The organism is Sporosarcina sp. D27 (assembly GCF_000586555.1).
Classification (GTDB): domain Bacteria; phylum Bacillota; class Bacilli; order Bacillales_A; family Planococcaceae; genus Sporosarcina.
The window spans coordinates 23,428-43,214 of sequence record NZ_AZUC01000046.1 but is presented as its reverse complement, the minus strand read 5'-3'; the positions used below and the strand labels follow the sequence as shown (position 1 = coordinate 43,214).

Below are 19,787 nucleotides of genomic sequence, written 5' to 3'. Positions count from 1 at the left end.
ATGTCCTTAGCGATTTTTCTAGTCACACTTGCTTTCTTGATTGTCCTACAATCCGCTATTCCATTTTTGTTAAAACGTACGATTGTCTTTGGAGTTACAATTCCCGAAGAGTATGCTATGGATTCATCACTTGCTTCGTTTAGACGCAAATATTCTACTATCATTTTTTTATCAGGTGCCATCTCACTGGCAGCTTTACTGCTTTGGTCAACCAACACATCCGCATCTGAGAACCAACTCGTTTTAACCGGATTAGCGATTCAATCTGGTCTTCTTTTATTAAGCATGGCTTTGTATCTCTATTTCCACGCAAAAACTACGAAATTAAAACAAATCAATAACTGGGGTTATGGTTTAAAACAAATTCGTATTGCCGATTTGCAAAGTCACGCAAAAGATTCCATGCTGCCAAATTTTATGTACGTACTACCTATGTTTGTAACGGTTGGGCTTATCGTTTACACAGCTAGCCAATATAGTCTGTTGCCTGATCAGATTCCAACTCATTGGGGCCCTAATGGTCAACCCGATGCGTTCAGTCAAAAAACACCTTTCTCTTCTATTGCCTTATTGCTTATGCTTTTGGTTCTACAAGTGATGATGCTTGGCATCAACGTGGCAACGAAAATGTCTGGAGTTAAATTGAATTCCAGCAGAAAAAAATCTTCTCAACTACAACAACTGGCATTCCGTAAATATTCAAGTTGGTTTTTATTGTTAACAACGATACTATTGACAATACTTTTCGGGTTCCTGCAACTAACAACAATACATGGTACATTACAAAACGACACGGTAATGATGGCTTTACCTCTTGCTTTTCTAGTTCTTATGTTGGTTGCCTCAGCTATCTATGCATTTAGAGTTGGCCAAGGTGGTTCACGTATTGCAGTATCTATTGCGGAAGAAGACACTACTAGTGTTTCAGAAGATGATATGGATGACTATTGGAAACTTGGTGTCTTTTATGTCAATAAACAAGACCCTTCTATCTTCGTGGAAAAACGGTTCGGAGTAGGTTGGAGCATTAACTTTGGTAATCCAATTGGATATTTCGTCCTCATCGGACCTATAGTACTAATCTTGCTCATTACTTTCTTTGCCTAACCTCTAGCTAGAGCATCCTTGTCTACCTTAACAATAGACAAGGATATTTTTCTGTTTCCATTTGGACATATCTCGCTGTTTTAAGTAAAATTTCGCTTTGATACAGATTTGTATATTACAACAAGGGTATTGGATTCTTTAGTAGAAGTAATACTTTAATGTAAACTAGAAGCGACTTTATATGAACAACTATCAGTTTTTCCTATAAGGAAGGAGTCATATTTGGTAGGACACTAGAGGTTGGGATGCCATTGGACAACCATATTCTTTTTTCTTAGTCGGGGAACAAAAGAGGCGGACTTCTCTTCAAAATATGCAGCTCTAGATACTGTTTTTTTCATCAATCATCATTCGGGTCTTATGACAATATTACTATTCAACCGTTCTACCTAGGTGATTATAAAGATGAAAAAGAAGTGGTTACATTGAGCTTGAAAAGACGATGGACCTATGAGAGTAAATAAGATTGGTGGGTTTAATGTTGAAAAAGTTATATTTGACGAGACATTGTGAAGCGGTAGGACAAGCTCACGATGCACAATTGACTAAACAAGGGATGCAACAAGCTGAAGTGTTAGCAGATTTCTTCTCGACTATTCAAGTTGATCGAATTATTTCTAGTCCCTACAAGCGTGCAATTCAATCCATATCCCCTTTTAAAATGAAAACTGGAGTCCCACTTGAAACAGATGAACGATTGACTGAACGCGTGTTAAGTAACGAAAATCTAGAGGATTGGTTCGAGAAATTGGAAGCTAGCTTCGAGGATATGGAATTACGATACGCAGGTGGCGAATCTAGCTTAGAGGCGATGAAACGAATTATTGAAGTACTTGAAGAGATAATTCAGAGTGATGTGGAGACTTCAATCGTTGCGACACATGGCAATCTTTTATCACTTGCGTTGATGCATTATGGCGGAGATTTTGGATTTGAGAATTGGAAGAATCTCAGTAATCCTGACATTTTTCTACTCGAAATTGATGGTGATCAAATAGTTATTGAACGGGTTTGGGCATCCGAGGATATCAAGGAAATTCTCTAAGCTTAAGACAAATACAAATTGCTATCATAGAGGGATCGACATTAGCGAAGTCATTCTGAACACCTTATTTCAACTTTCATGTAACGTTTCCATATGATTGTCCGTCTATACTCGGAAGGAGGTATTGCATGAAAAAGTCACTAATTCTTATTATGGTGTGCGTAGCTCTAATTGTTGCAGGATGTTCTTCAAAGGAAAAAGAAAAGCAATCACCAGAAAGCGCTAATTTGGTTGCTTCTGAAAAGACGTTGCCGAGTGGATTTGAAAGTATCGCTGAAGCGCACGATCCCAAAAACCATTTTGCTGTTCTTGTCACTAATCAGGAGGATTATGAAGCAATGTGGCAGCAGTTTCAACTCGACGGAGAAATTCCTGAAGTTGATTTAATGGAAAATGATCTATTTTTTATAGGGATGTTCGAATCCAGCAGCTGTCCATATGAAATTGACTCCATGGATGCAGAACCTGTAACAAAAGAGTTATCAATAAATTTTTCTCCGTTGGCTGACGCGTGTACTGCTGACCTGAGTCCGAGAAGTTTTGTGATTGCAGTCCAAAAAGAGATCTCTAGTCAACTTGATACACTTTTGTTAGTCTCTCAAGGAAAACAAACAAAAGTACCGATTCAACCCCATGAGGAGATTCTGAAAAAACCTTAATTTCAATCATGAATTAGAAGAAGAGAACCCCAATCTTGACGGGTCCTCTTCTTCCTTTTATATTGATTTTATTCATCTTTTTCTGAGTACTTGCTCTCTAAATCCCAACTCATCACAGGTTGGTCCGCTTCCTTTGCACATAAATTGATATACTTTTTTATCTTTCGATGTAGTAATTTCTACAATATAATCGAAAGGGTGGTCAAAACTTCCTTGTTTCGGGTCTCCGATAACTTGAACAGTTTTCAAATCCACAGACGTCAAATTTAGTTGTTGATAATCAGGGGATCCCGCTAATAGTAATAGTAACGTATTTTGTTCATTTGACAGATACTTAGGTTCGCTAACATAGGCTTCATAACTAATGAAAACAACTTGCAAGACAAGCAACGTCGTAAATACTAATTTTATGACGCTAGACAAATTTCTCCATAATTTACACAGAATTAAAATCAAAATAGAGCTAATTAAGAAGAGGACTGTGTATTTAAACATGACATCATGAAATTGAATCCCATTTCTGAAAAGAATTAAACCATACAGTACAAGCAATGCAATACCGATAGTCGCCATATAATTCCTCATTTCAGTGAGTACTCCATAAACCCCTCCGATTAATGACTACATCAGATAAAAATATCCTGAAATCCAGAAAGAAATCCGTGTAATTTGACTATTCACATTCATTATACCTTGTAGTTGTCTAATGGATTCCTGTTTTTTCTTTAGAATTTACTACATGAATAGAAAGGTGATTGCATGAAGACTGAATCCGGCAATAATATCACATCACCCCACAGTGACACTACTCACTTTCGTAAAGAATCTCGTAACAAATTCTCCAAATAAGTGACATCCGTAATTTTCCCATTACATTCATGACTGTCTACACAAATCAGATTGCCAATCGTTCTGAAGTAATCTGGATTATTTTGCTTTTTCTCTTTTGTAATCGTAGTAAAAAAAGTGACAGCTCCCTGACCATGGCAAATCGAACACGTATTATTTGACGAATTAGGTGAAAACGAACATTCGATCCCTACTAGTTTGCCATCCAGCTCGTACAATATGTACTTGCGATTGGATCTACTATCATTCCAACTTAAATACGTAATCTGTTTTAAATCTATGGTCGTTAAATCCGGTAGTTTTAGCTTTTTAGTTTTCGGAAAAAGCTTTTTCAATTGTTGCTCGGTTATTGTAGGGAATGATAGGCGATATGGATCTAAATTCACGATCGCCTGGTCGTATTCTTCTACTGTTTTTAAATTGGAAAAATCCAAAATATCTCTTTGTTCTGGAGTCATGTTCGGGATGCAATTCATTATTTTTTCATTCGATAGATCATAAACTGAAGCTAGTACACCAGGAGGTATATGTTGCCTTACGCTATCTCTTATGAATGTCACTTGCTTACAAATATAGTTAAATTGTTCATTTTTAATAAATCTATCAGTCATTACCCATCGCTCCTCACTACTAGCTGCTACTTCAATAGATTTATTGTAATTGAAAACAAGTCCAACTACTAGGGAGAGAACTAGTTAGAGTCATTTTAGACATATAAACCCCTTTGCAAAACTATTTCGCATAGGGGTTCAGACTTATACAATTAATGAGAGTAGACAATCTTTTTGATGGTATCAACCGCAAGATGATTGTGATCCGCTAATTCTTCAATAGTTGCACCTTGCACAAAATTTTCACGAATTGAAGCGTTACGCCGATCTAATCTCTTTCTGTTGCCACTAGTTTCTCCCCACTTTTTGAATTTATCTTCTTGTTTTGGAATATATAGAGTTTCACCTTGCACATACTTTTGGATCTCTACAATCAATTCTTCAGGTAAAACATTGTGTGCGTTCACATACGTCAATTTCACTCGCTCCTTATTTTAAATTCGAATAAGGGAGCAAAGCCAATTGATCAGAAAAGCACTAGCGATATATTTAACTTAACCGCCCCATACAAAGTATCGCCTTTCTAACAACTGGCTTTGCATGAGTGCGGCTCGTATCAGACAATCGTCGTACATTGTCCAACTTTAAGCACCTCCTTCAAAAGTACATTCAATCCTGGTTCTTCCAAAACATATCTAGATTATTGTCCAATCCCGTTAACGATTAAAAAAATAATTTCATCAATTTCCTCGTCACTAATTGACTGTCTGTTTAACAAGACAAAGCGAGAAATGAAGAATCCTGAAATCACTGTACCTAATGTTTTTAAGATAAATTCTGCCGGTTTATTAACGAGTTCTCCTCGTTTTTGAAAATTCTCGATAACTTTAGTCAAACGCGATGATCCATTCTCTATAATATAAGGAAGCAGTTCATTCTTCAAATTTTCTTTATAGATTAATTCCTTAATAAAGATTTGAAAAACTTCTCTGTTTTCTAAAAAAAACTCACTTCGGTTTTTGAGTAAATTTTTCAAGAAGCCTTGAAAGGAAGTCTCCTGAGTCATAAGATCATCCATTAATTCATCCGCCATAACAGGTAGAAAATCTCTGAGAAATGGAACCAACAAGGATAATAACAAATTTTCCTTTGTTCCATAGTGTTTGAATATAGTCCCCTCTGCCACCTCTGCCATTTTGGCAATTTCCGCTGTGGAGGTATTGGAGTATCCTTTTTCCGCAAAGAGTATAATAGCCGATTCTATAATTCTTTCCTGTTTAACGGTTTTCTTACCAGACGGTTGCATCGTTCCAGCCAATGCGTTTAACAAGTTTTTATCTATCATATTAGGTCACCAGCTTTTATCATTCTAAATACATCTTCTGCTTACAGTTTACGATATCTTTTAAGTGCAAACAAATTCAGCACAATGAATACCGCTGCGAATGCTAACAAAATGTAGAGGTCTCCGCTAATGTCAGAAAAGTTGAATCCCTTATACATAACCCCTTTTAACGCATCCGCTGCATAATAGAACGGCATGAGTTTTGCTATGAATTGTAACCACCCTGCCATCCCATCAATAGAAAAGATTCCAGAAAAAAAGATTTGCGGCACTATGACGAGTGGAATGAATTGCACCATTTGAAATTCTGAGCTAGCAAAGGTGGAAAGTAACATCCCAAGTGACAATGCGACAAGCGCTACGACCACATTTATTAGAATCACATTCCAAACGGAACCTACGATCGTCAAATCTAATACATTGATTGAGTAAACAACGACTAAAATCGTTTGCAATAACGCTAACAGCCCATATCCAATGAGATACGCTGCAATAATTTCTCCTCTTTTAATGGGAGTGGCGAGTAATCGCTCTAGAGTACCTGTCGTTCTTTCATTTAGTAGCCCGATGCCGGAAATTAAGAAGACGAAAAAGAAGACAAAAAATCCGACTAATATAGGACTGAATGTGTCAAAAAACTCTGTGTCGCTACTTCCATATACATAGCTGGTTTCTACAGAGTCTTGTGAATTCGGTTTCTCCTTCAAGGCGTTTTTTCCACTCATCATTTGCAACTGGACTTCTTTGTTGAGGACTGACTTCACTTTCATCTCCAAGCTTTTTGAGACACCTGGATCATCATTCAGTAAGGTTAATCTTTGATCTTCATCATGTATTTGTAAAAATCCATCAAGATTATTTTTATGAATTGCGTTTTCTACATCGGAAACGTTATTATATTCTTTCACATTGATGTCTGCATCTTTTAACATGTCAATCGTTTGCTCGCTTGAATTTTCAATCCCTAATACTGGATCTACGGTTTCTCCATTAAAGACTAAGTTCATAAGTGTTAATACTAATAATGGAGCGATGAAAAGTAGTGCGAGTGTTCGTTTGTCTCGGACGATCTGCAATAGAATTCGTTTTATGAGTGCTATGATTCTCATTTCATTTCACCCCCTGCATGTAAGAATACACCGTCTAGCGTTTCCACCGAATACTGTTCTTTTAGTTGACTTGGTGTGCCATTCGCAATGATTGATCCCTCTCGCACCATTGAAATGTGATCGCATTTTTCGGCCTCATCCATTACGTGAGTCGTTACAATAATCGTTTTGTCTTCTTCATTTTTCAATCTAAGTAATTCGTTCCAAATGCTAACTCTTAGTTGTGGGTCGATACCTACCGTTGGTTCATCCAAAATGAGAACTTTTGGATTTTGAATTAAGGCAATTGCCAGGGACAAACGACGTTTCATGCCGCCTGAATAGTTGGATACTTTCTTATTAAGTTCGGATGTCAAGTTGACTAATTTAGAAGTATACTCAATACGCTCAGCTCGTTCCGCTTTGTTAAGTTTATAGAGTGAGGCAAAAAATTGAAGGTTTTCCTTACCTGTTAGTGCTGAGTACAAAGCATCTGATTGAGCCATATACCCGATCTGTTGAAGAATATCCAAGTTTGGCATTTTTTTATTTAACAGAAACACAGTCCCCTTTTCAGGAACGTCCATACCAACAATCATTTTGACGATCGTCGTTTTACCTGCACCAGAAGGCCCGATTAGCCCGTAAATTTGACCGGCTTCACTCGAAAAATCAATATCTTCCAGTACAACATGTTTGCCGTAACTTTTACTCACGCCTTGAATACTCACTGTGTGTTCCATTTAAAATCCTCCCATCATTATAAATTGAGTGGTTACTCACTTTCTTTCATTATATTGATAGATAGAGACTTTCACAACTAAAAGTGAGTGGATACTCAATATATTTTTCTTACTATCTAAATGTCCCTAAAAAAGAGTGTCTGCACAAGGAAACTGGATTCCTCGATGAGCAGACACTCTTTTTATTTCACCGTATGTTGAAGAAACTGTTGTACTTTTTCCTTGTATGCTTCAGGTGCTTTTGCGTAGGATTCTCCATGGTTCGCCTCGTCTACTAAGAAGAGCTCGGTGCTACTTGAGGTTTTCTCGTACAATTCAATCGCATTTTTAACTGGAACAAAAGTGTCTGCCTTCCCATGGATGTAGAGAATCGAGACATCTGTACGTTGCACTTCTTTCAATGCACTGGCTTCTCTAAATAAGTATCCGGCACGTGCCTTTGTGACGAGACTTGTGCTATCGAGTAAAGGAAAGGCGGGCAGATGGAACATACGCTTCATTTGATAGGCGAATAGTTGGTAGACCGATCCATATGGGCTATCTGCCACGATTGCTTTCACTTGTGTCGGTAACTCTGCTTCCCCACTCGCCATCAGGACAGTTGCTGCCCCCATTGATAACCCATGATAGATGACGTCTGTGTCCGTCCCTAATTTATCAACCAGTAAGTCCGTCCAGTCAATTAAATCCAAGCGATCCGGCCATCCAAATCCATAATAATTCCCTTCACTCTTTCCATGACCTCGCGCATCTGGCATGAAGATGTTATAACCTAATTCCTGATAATAAAAAATACCGAACAGCCCCATTTGCTTCGCGTTCCCTAAATAGCCATGCGTCAAAATGACAAGTTTATCCGTTGGTATAGTAGAAGGTAAAAAGTAGCCTGACAATTTTAATCCATCTCGTGATTCTAACGTTAGTTCTTCAAAGTTCTGTTCGTGAACCCAGTCAACCCAACCGCCATTTACATACAGATCCATTGTTTCATCAGCGACCTCTAAGTCTGCATTATTTTGCAAGAAATCTTTCGGTCCTCTCTTAATAGCTAGATCATAAAAAAATATCCCACCAATGACTTGGATACTGAAAAACATAATGACCACTAGTAGCAAAACTTTTTTCCAATTTCTCTTTATCCTCTTCATTCAATTACCCTCAGTCCTTCATTATCTTTCTGATTATAAGTATACAGGAATGAGAAAGAGAGTATGAGGACAAATCTATAGAATAAATGGATATTATTTCTTGTGATGATGAAGAAAGGAGGTTTGTGCTTGTGTAAGTAGTTATAATGTATTTTTAAACATTTAAAGAAGATTTATCCCGATGTAGATATTAGTATCTACAAAATTGAAGGTACAATTACGCAAAAATAACGACGAAAAAGGAACGCTGCCTTCGACAAGACGGTCGCTCCCGTGTTTTCAAGCATTCATTCTTTTTTAGTTTCCGCATAGGTTTTGTTCATCAGGTCACTGACTGTAACAAATTCATACCCTTGTTTTTTAAGTTCCGGTATAATCTTTTCAAGAGACTGAACTGTTTGAGATCGATTTCCTCCACCGTCATGGAACAAGATCACATCTCCTGGTTTTGTTCCAGTCAACACTTTTTCAACTATTTTTTGAACTCCTGGATTCTTCCAATCCTCAGTATCTTGATGCCAGGACCACATGATTACTTTAAAGTTCTGCTCAACAGCAATATTGATCAGGCGATCATTATAGTTTCCTTCAACCGGCCTGAAAAGTTTTGGATAGGTCCCTGTGATGCCGTAAATCACCTCGTTAGTATCAATCAATTCCTGTTTTAGGTGTTTACTTGTTTTAAAGCGGGAGTGTGAAAACGTATGATTCGCCACCTCGTGGCCATCATTGGATTCTCGAAGTATGATATCTGGATGCTTTTCTGCATGTTGACCAAGCGCGAAAAAAGTAGCTTTAGCTTGATGTTTTTCCAAAATATCTAAAATTTCTTCGGTATATTTAGGATGAGGTCCATCATCAAATGTAATTGCGACAATTTTATCTTCTGTTTTGATATCCCACAATACGTACCCCTTCTCTTCGTAATATGGTCGTCCTTTGTCCGTAGCGAAGACATTGAATGTGAAAAGAATGATTGTTAGAGCGCTAGCAATGATAGCCAAAATCCCAATACGTTTCATGGTATCCTCCCCTCGCATTTTCAAGCATTACCATATTATCTGCCAAGGGATTTGATTTATACTAGATGATTATTCCAACACTTTTTAAAAGATTATCCTCCTAATCACGTCTAAAACAAAAAAATATATAAAAATAATTATTCCTTATCATTTCCTGGGAAATTAAGATAGAAAATTCGTACTTCGATGAAATTAGTATTGAATACCAAAGTATTCTACACAATAATTATTGACTGGAAGTGATCATGATGAAGTATTTCTCGGTCTTTCTGATGGTTGTATCCATGCTGTTTCTCTTGATGGGCTGTACTGCTACCTCAACGGGCAATCCAACCGCAAAGGATATTTTAAAGGAGGATAAAGAAGCGGATATTATTAAAGTCGGGAGCCTAATCTATACGAAAAACAACAATCCAGTAACCGAGTCTGCATATGAACGGCCAAATTTGTATAAAATTGGGGATATAAAAAAGCAAACTACCCGTGAATTGTTCTTTCAAGATTTCTATGCGAGTCAATTACCAAAAGGCACGGAAGTATTTTCTACTGAGGAGTACAGCCATGGAAGAACTCCCTATGTACTAATTGTAGAAAGTTCAGATGAATACTTTGAATATCATGCTTTAATAGAAGGATAATCGTCATTCTCTGTTGCAATGTACGGTTCCAACTATTCAGGTTGTTGCGCTTACACCTGATAGTTATTCTTCAAATGATGGGTGTATCCACCATTCATCCGCAACAATCGGTAAGTTTTCTACCTTGAATTTCTTACGGTCTTCATTCAATCGTTTTACTGTAGCATCTGTGTATTTAGATTTAATGACGTATCGATTAGAAGAATTACCATATTTATCAACAAATGGATATTTCACATTAACTGAAATATGATCTATATTTAAACCGAGTTCTTTTATAGCATACACGGCATCCCGAACAGTTAGTTGAATACATTTTATTGTCATTTTTTCAGAGAGATTCTCTTTTCCTTTGTATTCGATTTCCAAGGAATAGGGTTCTTGACTATTCAGTCCTTCCACGTGAATAAAATCGCCAAACATGGTGTCTTTCAAAGCAGACTCCACTATTTTTTGTCGCATTTCAAGGTTTTTCTCACTAACAACTGACACTGTTTTTAATTGCTCTGCCATTTCCTCATGATTATTGGATTTCACATTTTTCAAACCTTCATAATTTCCACACGCTGTAAGTAGCAGTGAACACATACCTATGAAAAACAATAGTCTCATGCTGATTCCCCCTCCCTATTCTTACAGAATGCCTCAAGTGGCCCTGCTTCATACAGATATTTTTAATCAGATAAATGACGTCTGGGATGAACAACATTCTTAACATCCAGTAAGTCATGATTTTTTCTAGCAAGCATTTCTCCCACTCTTTCCTATTTTAATAAAAAAAGCATCTGATGCAGCACACCTCCATAATCGGTGTGATGCATCGGATACTAATTTAAGCGTTTTTAGACCAACGGGACGGGAGCGGGAGTTAAACATGTACATCAGTCGATAGATTTGATTAATCTTCACTTCTTACGTAAATGACTTTTCACGTAAGAAATGATTGGAGGTAGAATCGAAAGCATAATTACAGCCAGAATGATTGTTGAGAAATTATCTTTTACAAAAGAGATATTTCCAAATAGGTATCCTACGATTGTGAAAAGCCCAACCCAAAGAGCCGCGCCTAAAATATTGTAGGTGAGGAAATATCGATAATCCATTCGGCTAGAACCAGCAATGAAAGGAATAAATGTCCGAATGAATGGCATGAATCGAGCAATTACAATGGTTTTTCCACCGTGTTTGTTAAAGAACATTTCTGCCTTATCGATTTTTTCCTGATTGACCAAACGGCCGATCCAACGATTTTGCGTAATCGCGGTTCCTAATGTTTTCCCGATATGATAATTGACAGTATCACCAATAACTGCGGCCGCAAAAAAGACAAAGATTAGAAGGCCGAGATTAAATACGTTGTTTACTGCTGCGAGAGCACCCGCCGCGAACAGGAGTGAATCACCGGGTAGAAACGGAAAAATCACAATTCCTGTTTCCACGAAGACAATTAGAAAAAGAATTACATAGGACCAAGATCCAAAGTTTCGGATGATTTCATTTAAATGTTCGTCGATGTGTAAGATAAAACTGATAATATTCTGAATGAATAACATGTGGATTCTCACTTTCGCAATTTAAATAGTCTTACTTTTTTCTTAATACTTTTTCCCGTATTTCCAAGTAATCTTTATTATCATACTTTAATTTGGCTGACTTGTCGTGATAGAGCTCGTCGAGTTCCGAAGATTAAAAGAAATTCTTAATAAAAGTCCCATAGATAAAGTTCTTTGAATTTCATATTACTATAATCGTCTATGTATTCAACCACCATTCCAAAGTAATTATCATAGAACCACAAAAGAAACCAGTTTCGCTACCTTTAAAATGTAGTGAAACTGGTTTCTTTATTATATTATTATTTAGATTAGACTCTTATTGTTATTGAGTATCATTCATGACGGTTAAACTTAGTTCACATTAAATATGTTGCGGCACTACTAGGCAATCCCTAGTCGGAATGGGCTGAGTATTGTTTTCCACCTTCTGCCGAAAGTGCCCCTGTCGCGGGACAGAGATGTGCCGCGTCTCTGTGAGTATTAGTATATGCGGGAATTCTACGTCTTATTCATAAGCATAGTAACAATTTTTGAAGCGTATTATTGAAGTGTAAAATGTGAGGAGAGGAAGGTAAAGATTGATTCATACAACAAGTGCTTTATTAACGAAGGAAGATTTTGACAAAAGGAAGGATTTACCTGAGTGGTTGTTGTGTGAGTATGAAACGTTCAAGAATACAGTAACAGATAAGACATTTCCTTGCTATTTCGGCATCAATGGTCAGCTGAAAGGTGAATTACGATATTCCTATATTACACAGAAAGATTGGAGTAATCTCCCTCTAGCACTCTATGATTTTTTAGCTCTTTTTAAAGATCCGAAACACAAGCGACATGGATTGTTTGTTTTTGTTGAGCCTTTTGAAACTCATAGAGCACTTGAAGATTATCGAGATCAGTTCTGGAAAATCCTTCAGTACTTACACGAAGTCGATGAAATCAGATGGCCAGACGAAAGCCCACGGGACCCTGACCATTATTTGTGGGATTTCCGATTCCATGGAGAAGCCATTTTTGCATTTGGCAATACCCCTGCATATAAACAAAGAAAGACACGTGACCTAGGAAATGCAATGGTAATTGGATTTCAACCACGTAAAATCTTCAAGGGCTTAAAAGGGACTGAAAAAGGTGGAATCATGTCACGGGATAAAGTTCGGGAACGTGTTGAAGCTTGGGATCATTTGTCGAAACATCCCGATATTAGCCATTTTGGAGACCCAGAGCATAATGAGTGGAAACAGTTCTTCATCGGAGACGACAGTGAACCGATTCAAGGGAAATGCCCTTTCACGCATAAGGAAATGAGACGAAGGCCGTCCTGAGGGGCGGCTTTTCTGTCTCTATATAAGCGTATATTAGCAGGGTAGTTATATCGCAGTAACAACAAAACTGTTCAATGAAAGTTCTTTGTGTTGAGAATCATTCATTAACTCATAATAACTTGTTAAAAGTGGTTCCATTCGTGGAGCAGCTTGTACGAACTCTGTACGGATACTATTTGCATATCCCTTTTCCCACTTTGCGTCAGGCAAAAATGTTGCATCCACTGTCGTTTGCTTTTCAACTAGGAATCCTGCTTGATCAAGTAGTTGCCGGATTTGGGATTTGTTAAATAGATTTTGCACATTACTCTCATTCTCTACAAATTGTGAGTAGAGGGCAAGTATCGATACTGCAACGAAATGAGTTTGCTGTGGCAATTCTGTAAATTGAATGTCCCATTCTGCAAAACAAATTCGCTTTGTCATTCCGCGAAGTCTTTTGAGGAAGGTAAGAAGCTCATGGGGATCTTTAAAGTACCAGGAGCAGTGAGAAAATACTGCAACATCGAAAGGAACTGTAACTTCAAAATCATTAAAATCCGTGTCTAAGTGAAACGCAATCCGTTCTCCTAAAGAAGATTGCAAAATGTGGTCCGTTGCTTCGCCTAGCGTGAATGGTGCTCCGTAATCTCGGCTGGCGTTGTCGATGGCAATTACCTTCCCTTTGTCACCTATTGCATGAGCAATTGCCATAGTTGTATCGCCTTGCCCACATCCGATTTCTAAGATTCTTCCGCCTTTAGGTAAGTTGAATGCTTCCACAAGGCTCAAACGATGTTGCAACTGAATTTGTTGGATTTCATCGTTTTCGTATAATTTATGTTCGTTTAAAAAGTCGTTTGTTTGTTCATTTAATTGAAATGCTGTCATGTGTTTCCCCCCTGAAACTAAGTTTGTACAGCTTGTGATTTCGTAGAATTTACCATCTACAATCTAAAGAATATGATTATACCCGATTTCTAACTCAGTCATTTTATTTTACCTAGTGATTGACATAATGGATTTTGATTTCTATTCCGATTAAAGAACTTCTTGAGAGAATCGTTAAATTGTTGAAGAGCAAAATAGAAAATACGTTATAAGAAATGAAATGCTGGCGATTTAATAGATCACCAGCATCCCATTTTATCTACAAGCTTTATAATCAACTGAGTTTCATTCCTCTTCACCAAGTTCGAATATTTTCTTTGAAAGTGTCGGATCCTTCTGGCCAAGGACGAAGCCTCCAATTTTTCCGTCTTTCGTTGAAAAAATCGCTTTCCCTTCAATTTCATGCTGTGAAGGCTCTTCACCAGGTGCTGTGAATTCAACTGTCGCTTTAATATGATACTGATTACTCGCTGTATCGATATCACTTTGCTTCACTTCGGAATCTACAAGTCTAATTTGGTATTCTTTATCGAAAGTATAGAAATTTTGGTATTGAAATAACATACCTATACTCTCTGCTACCATTACACCGTCTTCTGTGAAATAGGGAAGGTACTTTTCTTTTATATAACTAGTTAGTTTCATCTCATTTTCTTTTTGTTTCACACTGTCCGGATCTTCTGTTCCACCCATAGCTGCATTTACTAACTGAACGTATTCTTTATCAGGTCCATTTAGCTCTTGTTGCAAAACCGCTTCTACAATTTGAATATTCATTTCTTCATTTGATACGTTTACTGTTTCAGTTGTAGCTGGAACTTCGCTTTCTTTCACTTCAATTACTTCGCCTTGTTGTGTGCATCCAGCAGTAATTACGCAAGCAAATACTGTCGCTGTAAATAACCTTATTCTTTTTTTAGTGAGTGGACCTTTCAACGTAAACCCTCTCTTCTAATAGTGTATAAAATGCGAATGAAATCTATTAGGTTTTGTTTCAGTTGTTCTGACCAAGTTCAAATATCTTATCTGAAAGTGTGGGATCCTTTTGACCAAGATAGAATCTTTCAATTTTCCCTTCCTTCGTTGAGAAGATTACTTGACCTTCTACTTCGTGTAGAGAGGGTTCTTCGCCAGGTGATGTTAACTCAACTATTGACTTAATGTGATATTGGTTACTTGCTGTGTCAATGTTGCTCTGCTTTATTTCTGATTCCACAAGTCTAATTTCGAACTCGGTATCGTAATAACTATGATAACTCTTTAAACCACTAGATTGGAATTCTTTCAAGCCTTCCTCAGTGAAATATTGTTGATATCTTTCTTTGACGTAACTATTTAATCGCACTACATTTTCTTTTTGCTCTACACTATTTGGGTCGTTATTTCCACCCATAGCAGCATCTGCTAATTGACCATATTTAATATCTGGACCATTGAGTTCTTCTTTCAGTACAGCTTCAATTGTTTTGATATTCATTTCAACTGAGGATTCTGCTGTTTGAACAGTTTCAGTTTTAGTCTCTTTCCCTTCACTTGCCTCCCCTTGTTGGCTGCAACCAGCAATAATCACACAAGCCATTGCTACTGCAGTAAAAATCCCTAATCTATGACCCTTCATCGCTATCCCTCTCTCTTCTCTAAGTTTGCTAAGCGTATGAATTGTAGTTCCTTTAGTAATGTATACGTACTATCTCAGTATTAGTTTCAATTTTCCCTCTTTTTTAACAAATTTAAAGCCATGTGCTGGATGAGCACATGGCTTTAAAATTACAATTCAACAACCCATGTCACAAAAATGATGACAATAGCTGCTGGAACAATATATCGTACAAGAGTCTTCCATATTTTATGGAGAGTAGGATTCATATTTAATTCATCTGCAGTGTCTTTTTGACTTAGCACATAACCTGCGAAGATTGAGACAGCTAGTGCTCCCAGTGGCATAGCAATTCGACTTGTGAGAAGATCAGCGAAATCGAATATAGAACTGCCAAAGAGTTTAATATCCCCCAGAACGCCAAATGATAATGCACTTGGAATTCCAACTAAGAAAATCAATCCACCGAATATCCAAGCTGCTCGTTTGCGGCGATCTTGTTTCTTACGGATTCCTGTTGAAACAACTATTTCAAGCATCGCAATCGCTGACGTCAACGTCGCAAACAACATTAAAATGAAGAATACGATTAAGAAAAATCCACCAAAAGGAATTTCATTGAAAATTGCTGGAAGAACGACAAAAATAAGTCCTGGGCCTTCAGTCGGTGATTGGCCAAGTGCAAACACTGCAGGGAAAATGACGATTCCCGCGAGTAGAGAAATGACGATATTCAAAATCGATACGTTGAAAGCGGATTGACCTAGACGCTCTTCTTTTTTCAAATACGAAGCATAGGTCATCATCGATGTTACACCTACACTCAGCGAGAAGAATGCTTGACCGAGTGCCATGAGAACCGTTTTACCCGTCAAATAGCTCCAGTCTGGTACGAACAAGAAGCGTATTCCTTCCATTGCGCCATCAAGTGTCAGTGAACGGACTGCAAGTAAGATGAAAAAGATGAAAAGTAATGGCATCATCCATCGACTTGCACGTTCAATTCCACCTCTAATTCCACTCTGTACAATCCAAACCGTAATCGCAAGGAACGCTGCTTGTGCAATTAGCACTTCCATTGGATCAGCAATAATATTGTTAAATAATCCTCCATAGTCAGCTCCAGAAAGACCACCAGTCAATGACCGAATGAGATACGATAAGATCCAGCCGCCAACAACGCTATAAAACGATAAAATGATGAACGATGCAATAAGGCCCATCCACCCGACCCAGTTCCAGTTCCGGCCTTTCGATAACTTCTCAAGCGACGTGACGACATCTGCCTGTCCACGTCTACCGATAACGAATTCCGCTAGTAAAATCGGTAATCCAATCAACAGTGTACTCACTATGAATAGCAGAACAAACACGCTACCGCCATTCATTCCCGCCATATAAGGGAATTTCCATATAGCACCCAGACCAATTGCGCTTCCCGCTGCTGCTAATATAAATCCAATTTTAGATGTCCATTGTTCCCGTTCTTTCATCTTTCAAACCCCGTTTCAAGCAAACCAAAAAGTTTACAATTCATTAAGTTGTTTCAGTTCGCCTGTCACGGCATCTATACATTCCTCAGAATCTAGCAATCCACATAATTTGTATGTTCCCGAGCGTTGATGGTAGACATACCTAGGTTCAAGTGTAATATACGGAACCATTTTTTCAAAGGCTTCTTCCTGAGAAACAGTATCGACACGTGGTTGTGTAAATCCTTCAAAAAGTTGAGCCATTTCGCTTGAATCCATGAAATTTAACACTTCGTATGTATCCTTGTTAAGAATGAGTAAAAGCTTCCTCCGAAGTGGACCCGCAATTTCGCCTAATTTTCGGCATACGACTTCAATAATTCCAGGTTGCTGCATAATCCGATAAATTTCCCATTCGCCTGATTCTTCTGGGAGCTCCGAAGACAAAAATGCAGTTGCAGATTGTATACAGCCCTGAAGTTCTTCCTCAGTTACTGCGTTAAAAGGTTGGTTAAGAGCAGTAAAGGCTTCTTCAGCGGTTAGTTCAGGCCCAAATGGCTGAATCGCTTGTTTTTTAAAATGGTGGTTTGAAGCTGATGTCCATTGTATAACAGTCTGTGGAAACCTCGCTGACTGTTCCTCAGGGAAATAAGGCAAAACAGTTCCATCTTGTGCGATGAACACCTCATCGATTGCATAGTAATCTGCAAAACGCGCTTCGTCCTCAATCGGCAATCGAATTGGAGTGAGTTGTTGCCGTACAAGTGGTTCAATCGCCTCGAGTGTTAGTGAAAAATGGTCATCTTCAAACGGATTGGATGCAAGGAGTGGTAAATTGCACATAAGAATTCTTCCTTGCTCGTCCCATTCCATTTCCAAAAAGCTATTGGTTTGAACAGGAATATCGTTATGCATAAGCGTGCCTTCGAATCCGTATTCAGAACGATTAGTCAGGACGAACCCATTGCCCATGCGTAGCCCATTTTGGTTTTCTACCCACTGAACGAATTGTGCTTCAGTTGAACCGATAGATTCAGCTTTTGAACAATTGCCGACTGTTATAACCGAACGTAGTTGTTCAAAACGTAGTGAATAAGAAATTGCGACAGCACCCTCCGGAAGCATGTCTTCATCTTCTGGTGAATCCACTGTAAGCGGAAGCAATTCTGCAGTTAGCAAGATGTCAAATCCGCCAAATGCAGAAACTTCTTGTGAAAGTGAGTGTGTATGAAGAACGAACAGCTGAAGTCCAAGTGTTTTTTTCAATGTCTCCAGCACAGTTTCAATTCGTTTATCCAAAGTGCTCGCCTCCTTTTAACTTACTCGAAAAAGACTTTGTCTGTATTGTATTTAGCTTTCATCGTGTTAATGATGTACGTTTCATAAATTTCGCGTTCCATCGCATCATCCACAACGATTACAGAAATTTTATTTACTTCATCGCGATGTGGTTTTAATGGCGAAACGTTATCTTCTAGGTGCTTTTTCACGCGTGGACGTAGCTTTCTTGCTTTCCCGACAAACAGCAATTCGTCTTGTTTGTTGTAGAACAAAATGATTCCGCCTTTGTCGCGTGGGATTTCATGCAAGTCCACAAACCCGCAAATCGGTTTGATCGGAACAATATTTGCAGATACTTTTTGGAGCCGTTGTTCAATTTTTACATCAATTTCAGGAATAGTTATAGAAATCATTAATGTCACGTCCTATCTAGTTTTGTTATAAATCCTACCACAGTTTTGCCCAGAATGCGATTTGTCAATCTATTGCGACGAAAAAACCGTCCCTTGTATCAGGACGGTTTTATGATGACTGTTATTTTTCGAATACTTCGTGTAGAACTTTATCCGGGATGGAATTGTTCAAATTTTTATGGATAACACTTTTTGGCTTTTTGTTGAGAGCAGATGCGAATGATTGAGATGACTCTGCTTCTCCAACGACATGAATCTCGTCCCAATTCCGTTCTTTCTTCATTTTTTCCACATCTGCTGCCATTGATTTATAAAAACGCTCTAAGTTTTCCTTCATCCGTTGGTCGAAATCATCGGACTGGCTACCACCTGTACCTCTATTTCCTGATGGATTCATATCATTTTGTTCACGCCATACATCTAATCCGGAGTCGAAATTGTAGACCAAATCATCTGCGACAAATCCCATCGCTGTATCAATAATACGGACGCTGCCTATACTCGGCATGATGATTCCTGAATTAGGATATGCTTTCAGCATGTAATGCAGTTCCTCAATTACTGGATGGTTTTCCCAGTGAAAACTTGTCTTGACCGCAATTTGTACATAATGGACGGACCATAAATCCGGGTCGTCCGCCGCAAAAATAACGACGCCTTTTTTTAAGTCGTTATGATTTTTTTCAATTTCTTCCGTTACACGGGCTTTTGCTTTTTTAAATGCTGTAAGTTCTTTGTCATTCGAAGCTTCCAAATATTCTTCCAACCGCTTTAAGCCAGATTTTAAATGGATTTTCCAAGCACCTTTTTGCTGATCTGGATCAGCTGGATTCGTATTCAAATACACACTTAGTACACACCGGTCCTCGCAATGGTAATCTTTCAGAGTCTGAAGTTCTTCACTTAATGTCATTAATGCTTCGACCTCCTCATGATCTGCTTCTCTATGTGTGATACCCTTCTATCCAAAAATTAAACGAAATCAAACTTATGAAAAAACCGGAAATTGAGTTGTCACTCCATATACATGAGATGCTATAGAGAACGTGCACCATCAGTTTGAAAGCTTGTTTTAAAT

At 38.1% G+C, this 19,787-nt stretch carries 22 protein-coding genes; 5 read left to right on the top strand and 17 right to left on the bottom strand.

The window, feature by feature from the left end:
* The 3 genes from N693_RS0108265 to N693_RS0108255 all read left to right on the top strand — a co-directional run bounded on the left by N693_RS0108265 (position 1) and on the right by N693_RS0108255 (position 2,811).
* Positions 1-1,107 (top strand): DUF1648 domain-containing protein, encoded by a 1,107-nt coding sequence (locus N693_RS0108265; protein ID WP_025784329.1) that lies wholly within the window; start codon positions 1-3, stop codon positions 1,105-1,107.
* Positions 1,108-1,585: 478 nt separating this feature from the next.
* Positions 1,586-2,152, top strand: coding sequence for a histidine phosphatase family protein (locus tag N693_RS0108260; RefSeq protein ID WP_051508710.1), 567 nt, complete (start codon positions 1,586-1,588; stop codon positions 2,150-2,152).
* Positions 2,153-2,280: 128 nt separating this feature from the next.
* Positions 2,281-2,811 (top strand): hypothetical protein, encoded by a 531-nt coding sequence (locus N693_RS0108255; protein ID WP_025784327.1) that lies wholly within the window; start codon positions 2,281-2,283, stop codon positions 2,809-2,811.
* Positions 2,812-2,883: 72 nt separating this feature from the next.
* On the opposite strand, the gene N693_RS0108250 is transcribed toward N693_RS0108255, so the two are convergent.
* From N693_RS0108250 to N693_RS0108215, 8 genes are all read right to left on the bottom strand, one after another.
* A complete protein-coding gene (locus N693_RS0108250) occupies positions 2,884-3,384 on the bottom strand; it encodes a hypothetical protein (protein WP_025784326.1) in 501 nt (166 codons plus the stop codon).
* A gap of 236 nt (positions 3,385-3,620) precedes the next feature.
* Positions 3,621-4,271, bottom strand: coding sequence for a FusB/FusC family EF-G-binding protein (locus N693_RS0108245; protein WP_025784325.1), 651 nt, complete (start codon positions 4,269-4,271; stop codon positions 3,621-3,623).
* Positions 4,272-4,423: 152 nt separating this feature from the next.
* Entirely contained in the window at positions 4,424-4,687 is a 264-nt protein-coding gene (locus N693_RS0108240) for a CD3324 family protein (RefSeq protein ID WP_025784324.1), read from the bottom strand.
* A gap of 224 nt (positions 4,688-4,911) precedes the next feature.
* A complete protein-coding gene (locus tag N693_RS0108235) occupies positions 4,912-5,556 on the bottom strand; it encodes a TetR/AcrR family transcriptional regulator (protein WP_025784323.1) in 645 nt (214 codons plus the stop codon).
* 41 nt (positions 5,557-5,597) lie between these two features.
* Positions 5,598-6,665, bottom strand: coding sequence for an ABC transporter permease (locus N693_RS0108230; RefSeq protein ID WP_025784322.1), 1,068 nt, complete (start codon positions 6,663-6,665; stop codon positions 5,598-5,600).
* Positions 6,662-7,387 (bottom strand): ABC transporter ATP-binding protein, encoded by a 726-nt coding sequence (locus N693_RS0108225; protein ID WP_025784321.1) that lies wholly within the window; start codon positions 7,385-7,387, stop codon positions 6,662-6,664. The genes N693_RS0108230 and N693_RS0108225 overlap by 4 nt, the downstream gene beginning before the upstream one ends.
* Before the next feature lie 182 nt (positions 7,388-7,569).
* Positions 7,570-8,535, bottom strand: a complete 966-nt coding sequence (locus tag N693_RS0108220; RefSeq protein WP_025784320.1) for an alpha/beta hydrolase — start codon at positions 8,533-8,535, stop codon at positions 7,570-7,572.
* A 287-nt stretch (positions 8,536-8,822) separates the two neighbouring features.
* Complete coding sequence (locus N693_RS0108215; protein WP_025784319.1) at positions 8,823-9,557, bottom strand: polysaccharide deacetylase family protein; 735 nt, start codon at positions 9,555-9,557, stop codon at positions 8,823-8,825.
* A gap of 245 nt (positions 9,558-9,802) precedes the next feature.
* Here N693_RS0108215 and N693_RS0108210 point away from each other — a divergent pair, with 245 nt between their 5' ends.
* A complete protein-coding gene (locus tag N693_RS0108210; protein WP_156028887.1) occupies positions 9,803-10,195 on the top strand; it encodes a hypothetical protein in 393 nt (130 codons plus the stop codon).
* A 63-nt stretch (positions 10,196-10,258) separates the two neighbouring features.
* Here the strand turns inward: N693_RS0108210 and N693_RS0108205 are convergent, their stop codons facing one another.
* Entirely contained in the window at positions 10,259-10,807 is a 549-nt protein-coding gene (locus tag N693_RS0108205; protein WP_025784317.1) for a hypothetical protein, read from the bottom strand.
* Positions 10,808-11,100: 293 nt separating this feature from the next.
* Entirely contained in the window at positions 11,101-11,748 is a 648-nt protein-coding gene (locus N693_RS0108200) for a DedA family protein (protein WP_025784316.1), read from the bottom strand.
* 581 nt (positions 11,749-12,329) lie between these two features.
* Here N693_RS0108200 and N693_RS0108195 point away from each other — a divergent pair.
* Positions 12,330-13,076, top strand: coding sequence for a YqcI/YcgG family protein (locus N693_RS0108195; RefSeq protein WP_025784315.1), 747 nt, complete (start codon positions 12,330-12,332; stop codon positions 13,074-13,076).
* 45 nt (positions 13,077-13,121) lie between these two features.
* Here N693_RS0108195 and N693_RS0108190 read toward each other — a convergent pair whose 3' ends face one another.
* The 7 genes from N693_RS0108190 to N693_RS0108160 form a co-directional block, all read right to left on the bottom strand.
* A complete protein-coding gene (locus tag N693_RS0108190; protein ID WP_025784314.1) occupies positions 13,122-13,946 on the bottom strand; it encodes a class I SAM-dependent methyltransferase in 825 nt (274 codons plus the stop codon).
* Between the two features lie 285 nt (positions 13,947-14,231).
* Positions 14,232-14,882 (bottom strand): hypothetical protein, encoded by a 651-nt coding sequence (locus N693_RS0108185; protein ID WP_025784313.1) that lies wholly within the window; start codon positions 14,880-14,882, stop codon positions 14,232-14,234.
* A gap of 58 nt (positions 14,883-14,940) precedes the next feature.
* Positions 14,941-15,564 carry a hypothetical protein gene (locus N693_RS0108180; RefSeq protein ID WP_025784312.1) on the bottom strand — a complete coding sequence of 208 codons (624 nt, stop codon included), beginning with the start codon at positions 15,562-15,564 and terminating at the stop codon, positions 14,941-14,943.
* 149 nt (positions 15,565-15,713) lie between these two features.
* On the bottom strand, positions 15,714-17,036 hold the full coding sequence (locus N693_RS0108175) for a sodium-dependent transporter (protein WP_025784311.1): 1,323 nt from the start codon (positions 17,034-17,036) through the stop codon (positions 15,714-15,716).
* 33 nt (positions 17,037-17,069) lie between these two features.
* Entirely contained in the window at positions 17,070-18,314 is a 1,245-nt protein-coding gene (locus N693_RS0108170; protein ID WP_025784310.1) for a hypothetical protein, read from the bottom strand.
* Positions 18,315-18,334: 20 nt separating this feature from the next.
* Positions 18,335-18,709, bottom strand: a complete 375-nt coding sequence (locus N693_RS0108165) for a nucleotide excision repair endonuclease (protein WP_025784309.1) — start codon at positions 18,707-18,709, stop codon at positions 18,335-18,337.
* 121 nt (positions 18,710-18,830) lie between these two features.
* Complete coding sequence (locus N693_RS0108160; protein WP_025784308.1) at positions 18,831-19,622, bottom strand: VLRF1 family aeRF1-type release factor; 792 nt, start codon at positions 19,620-19,622, stop codon at positions 18,831-18,833.
* Positions 19,623-19,787: the final 165 nt, after the last annotated feature.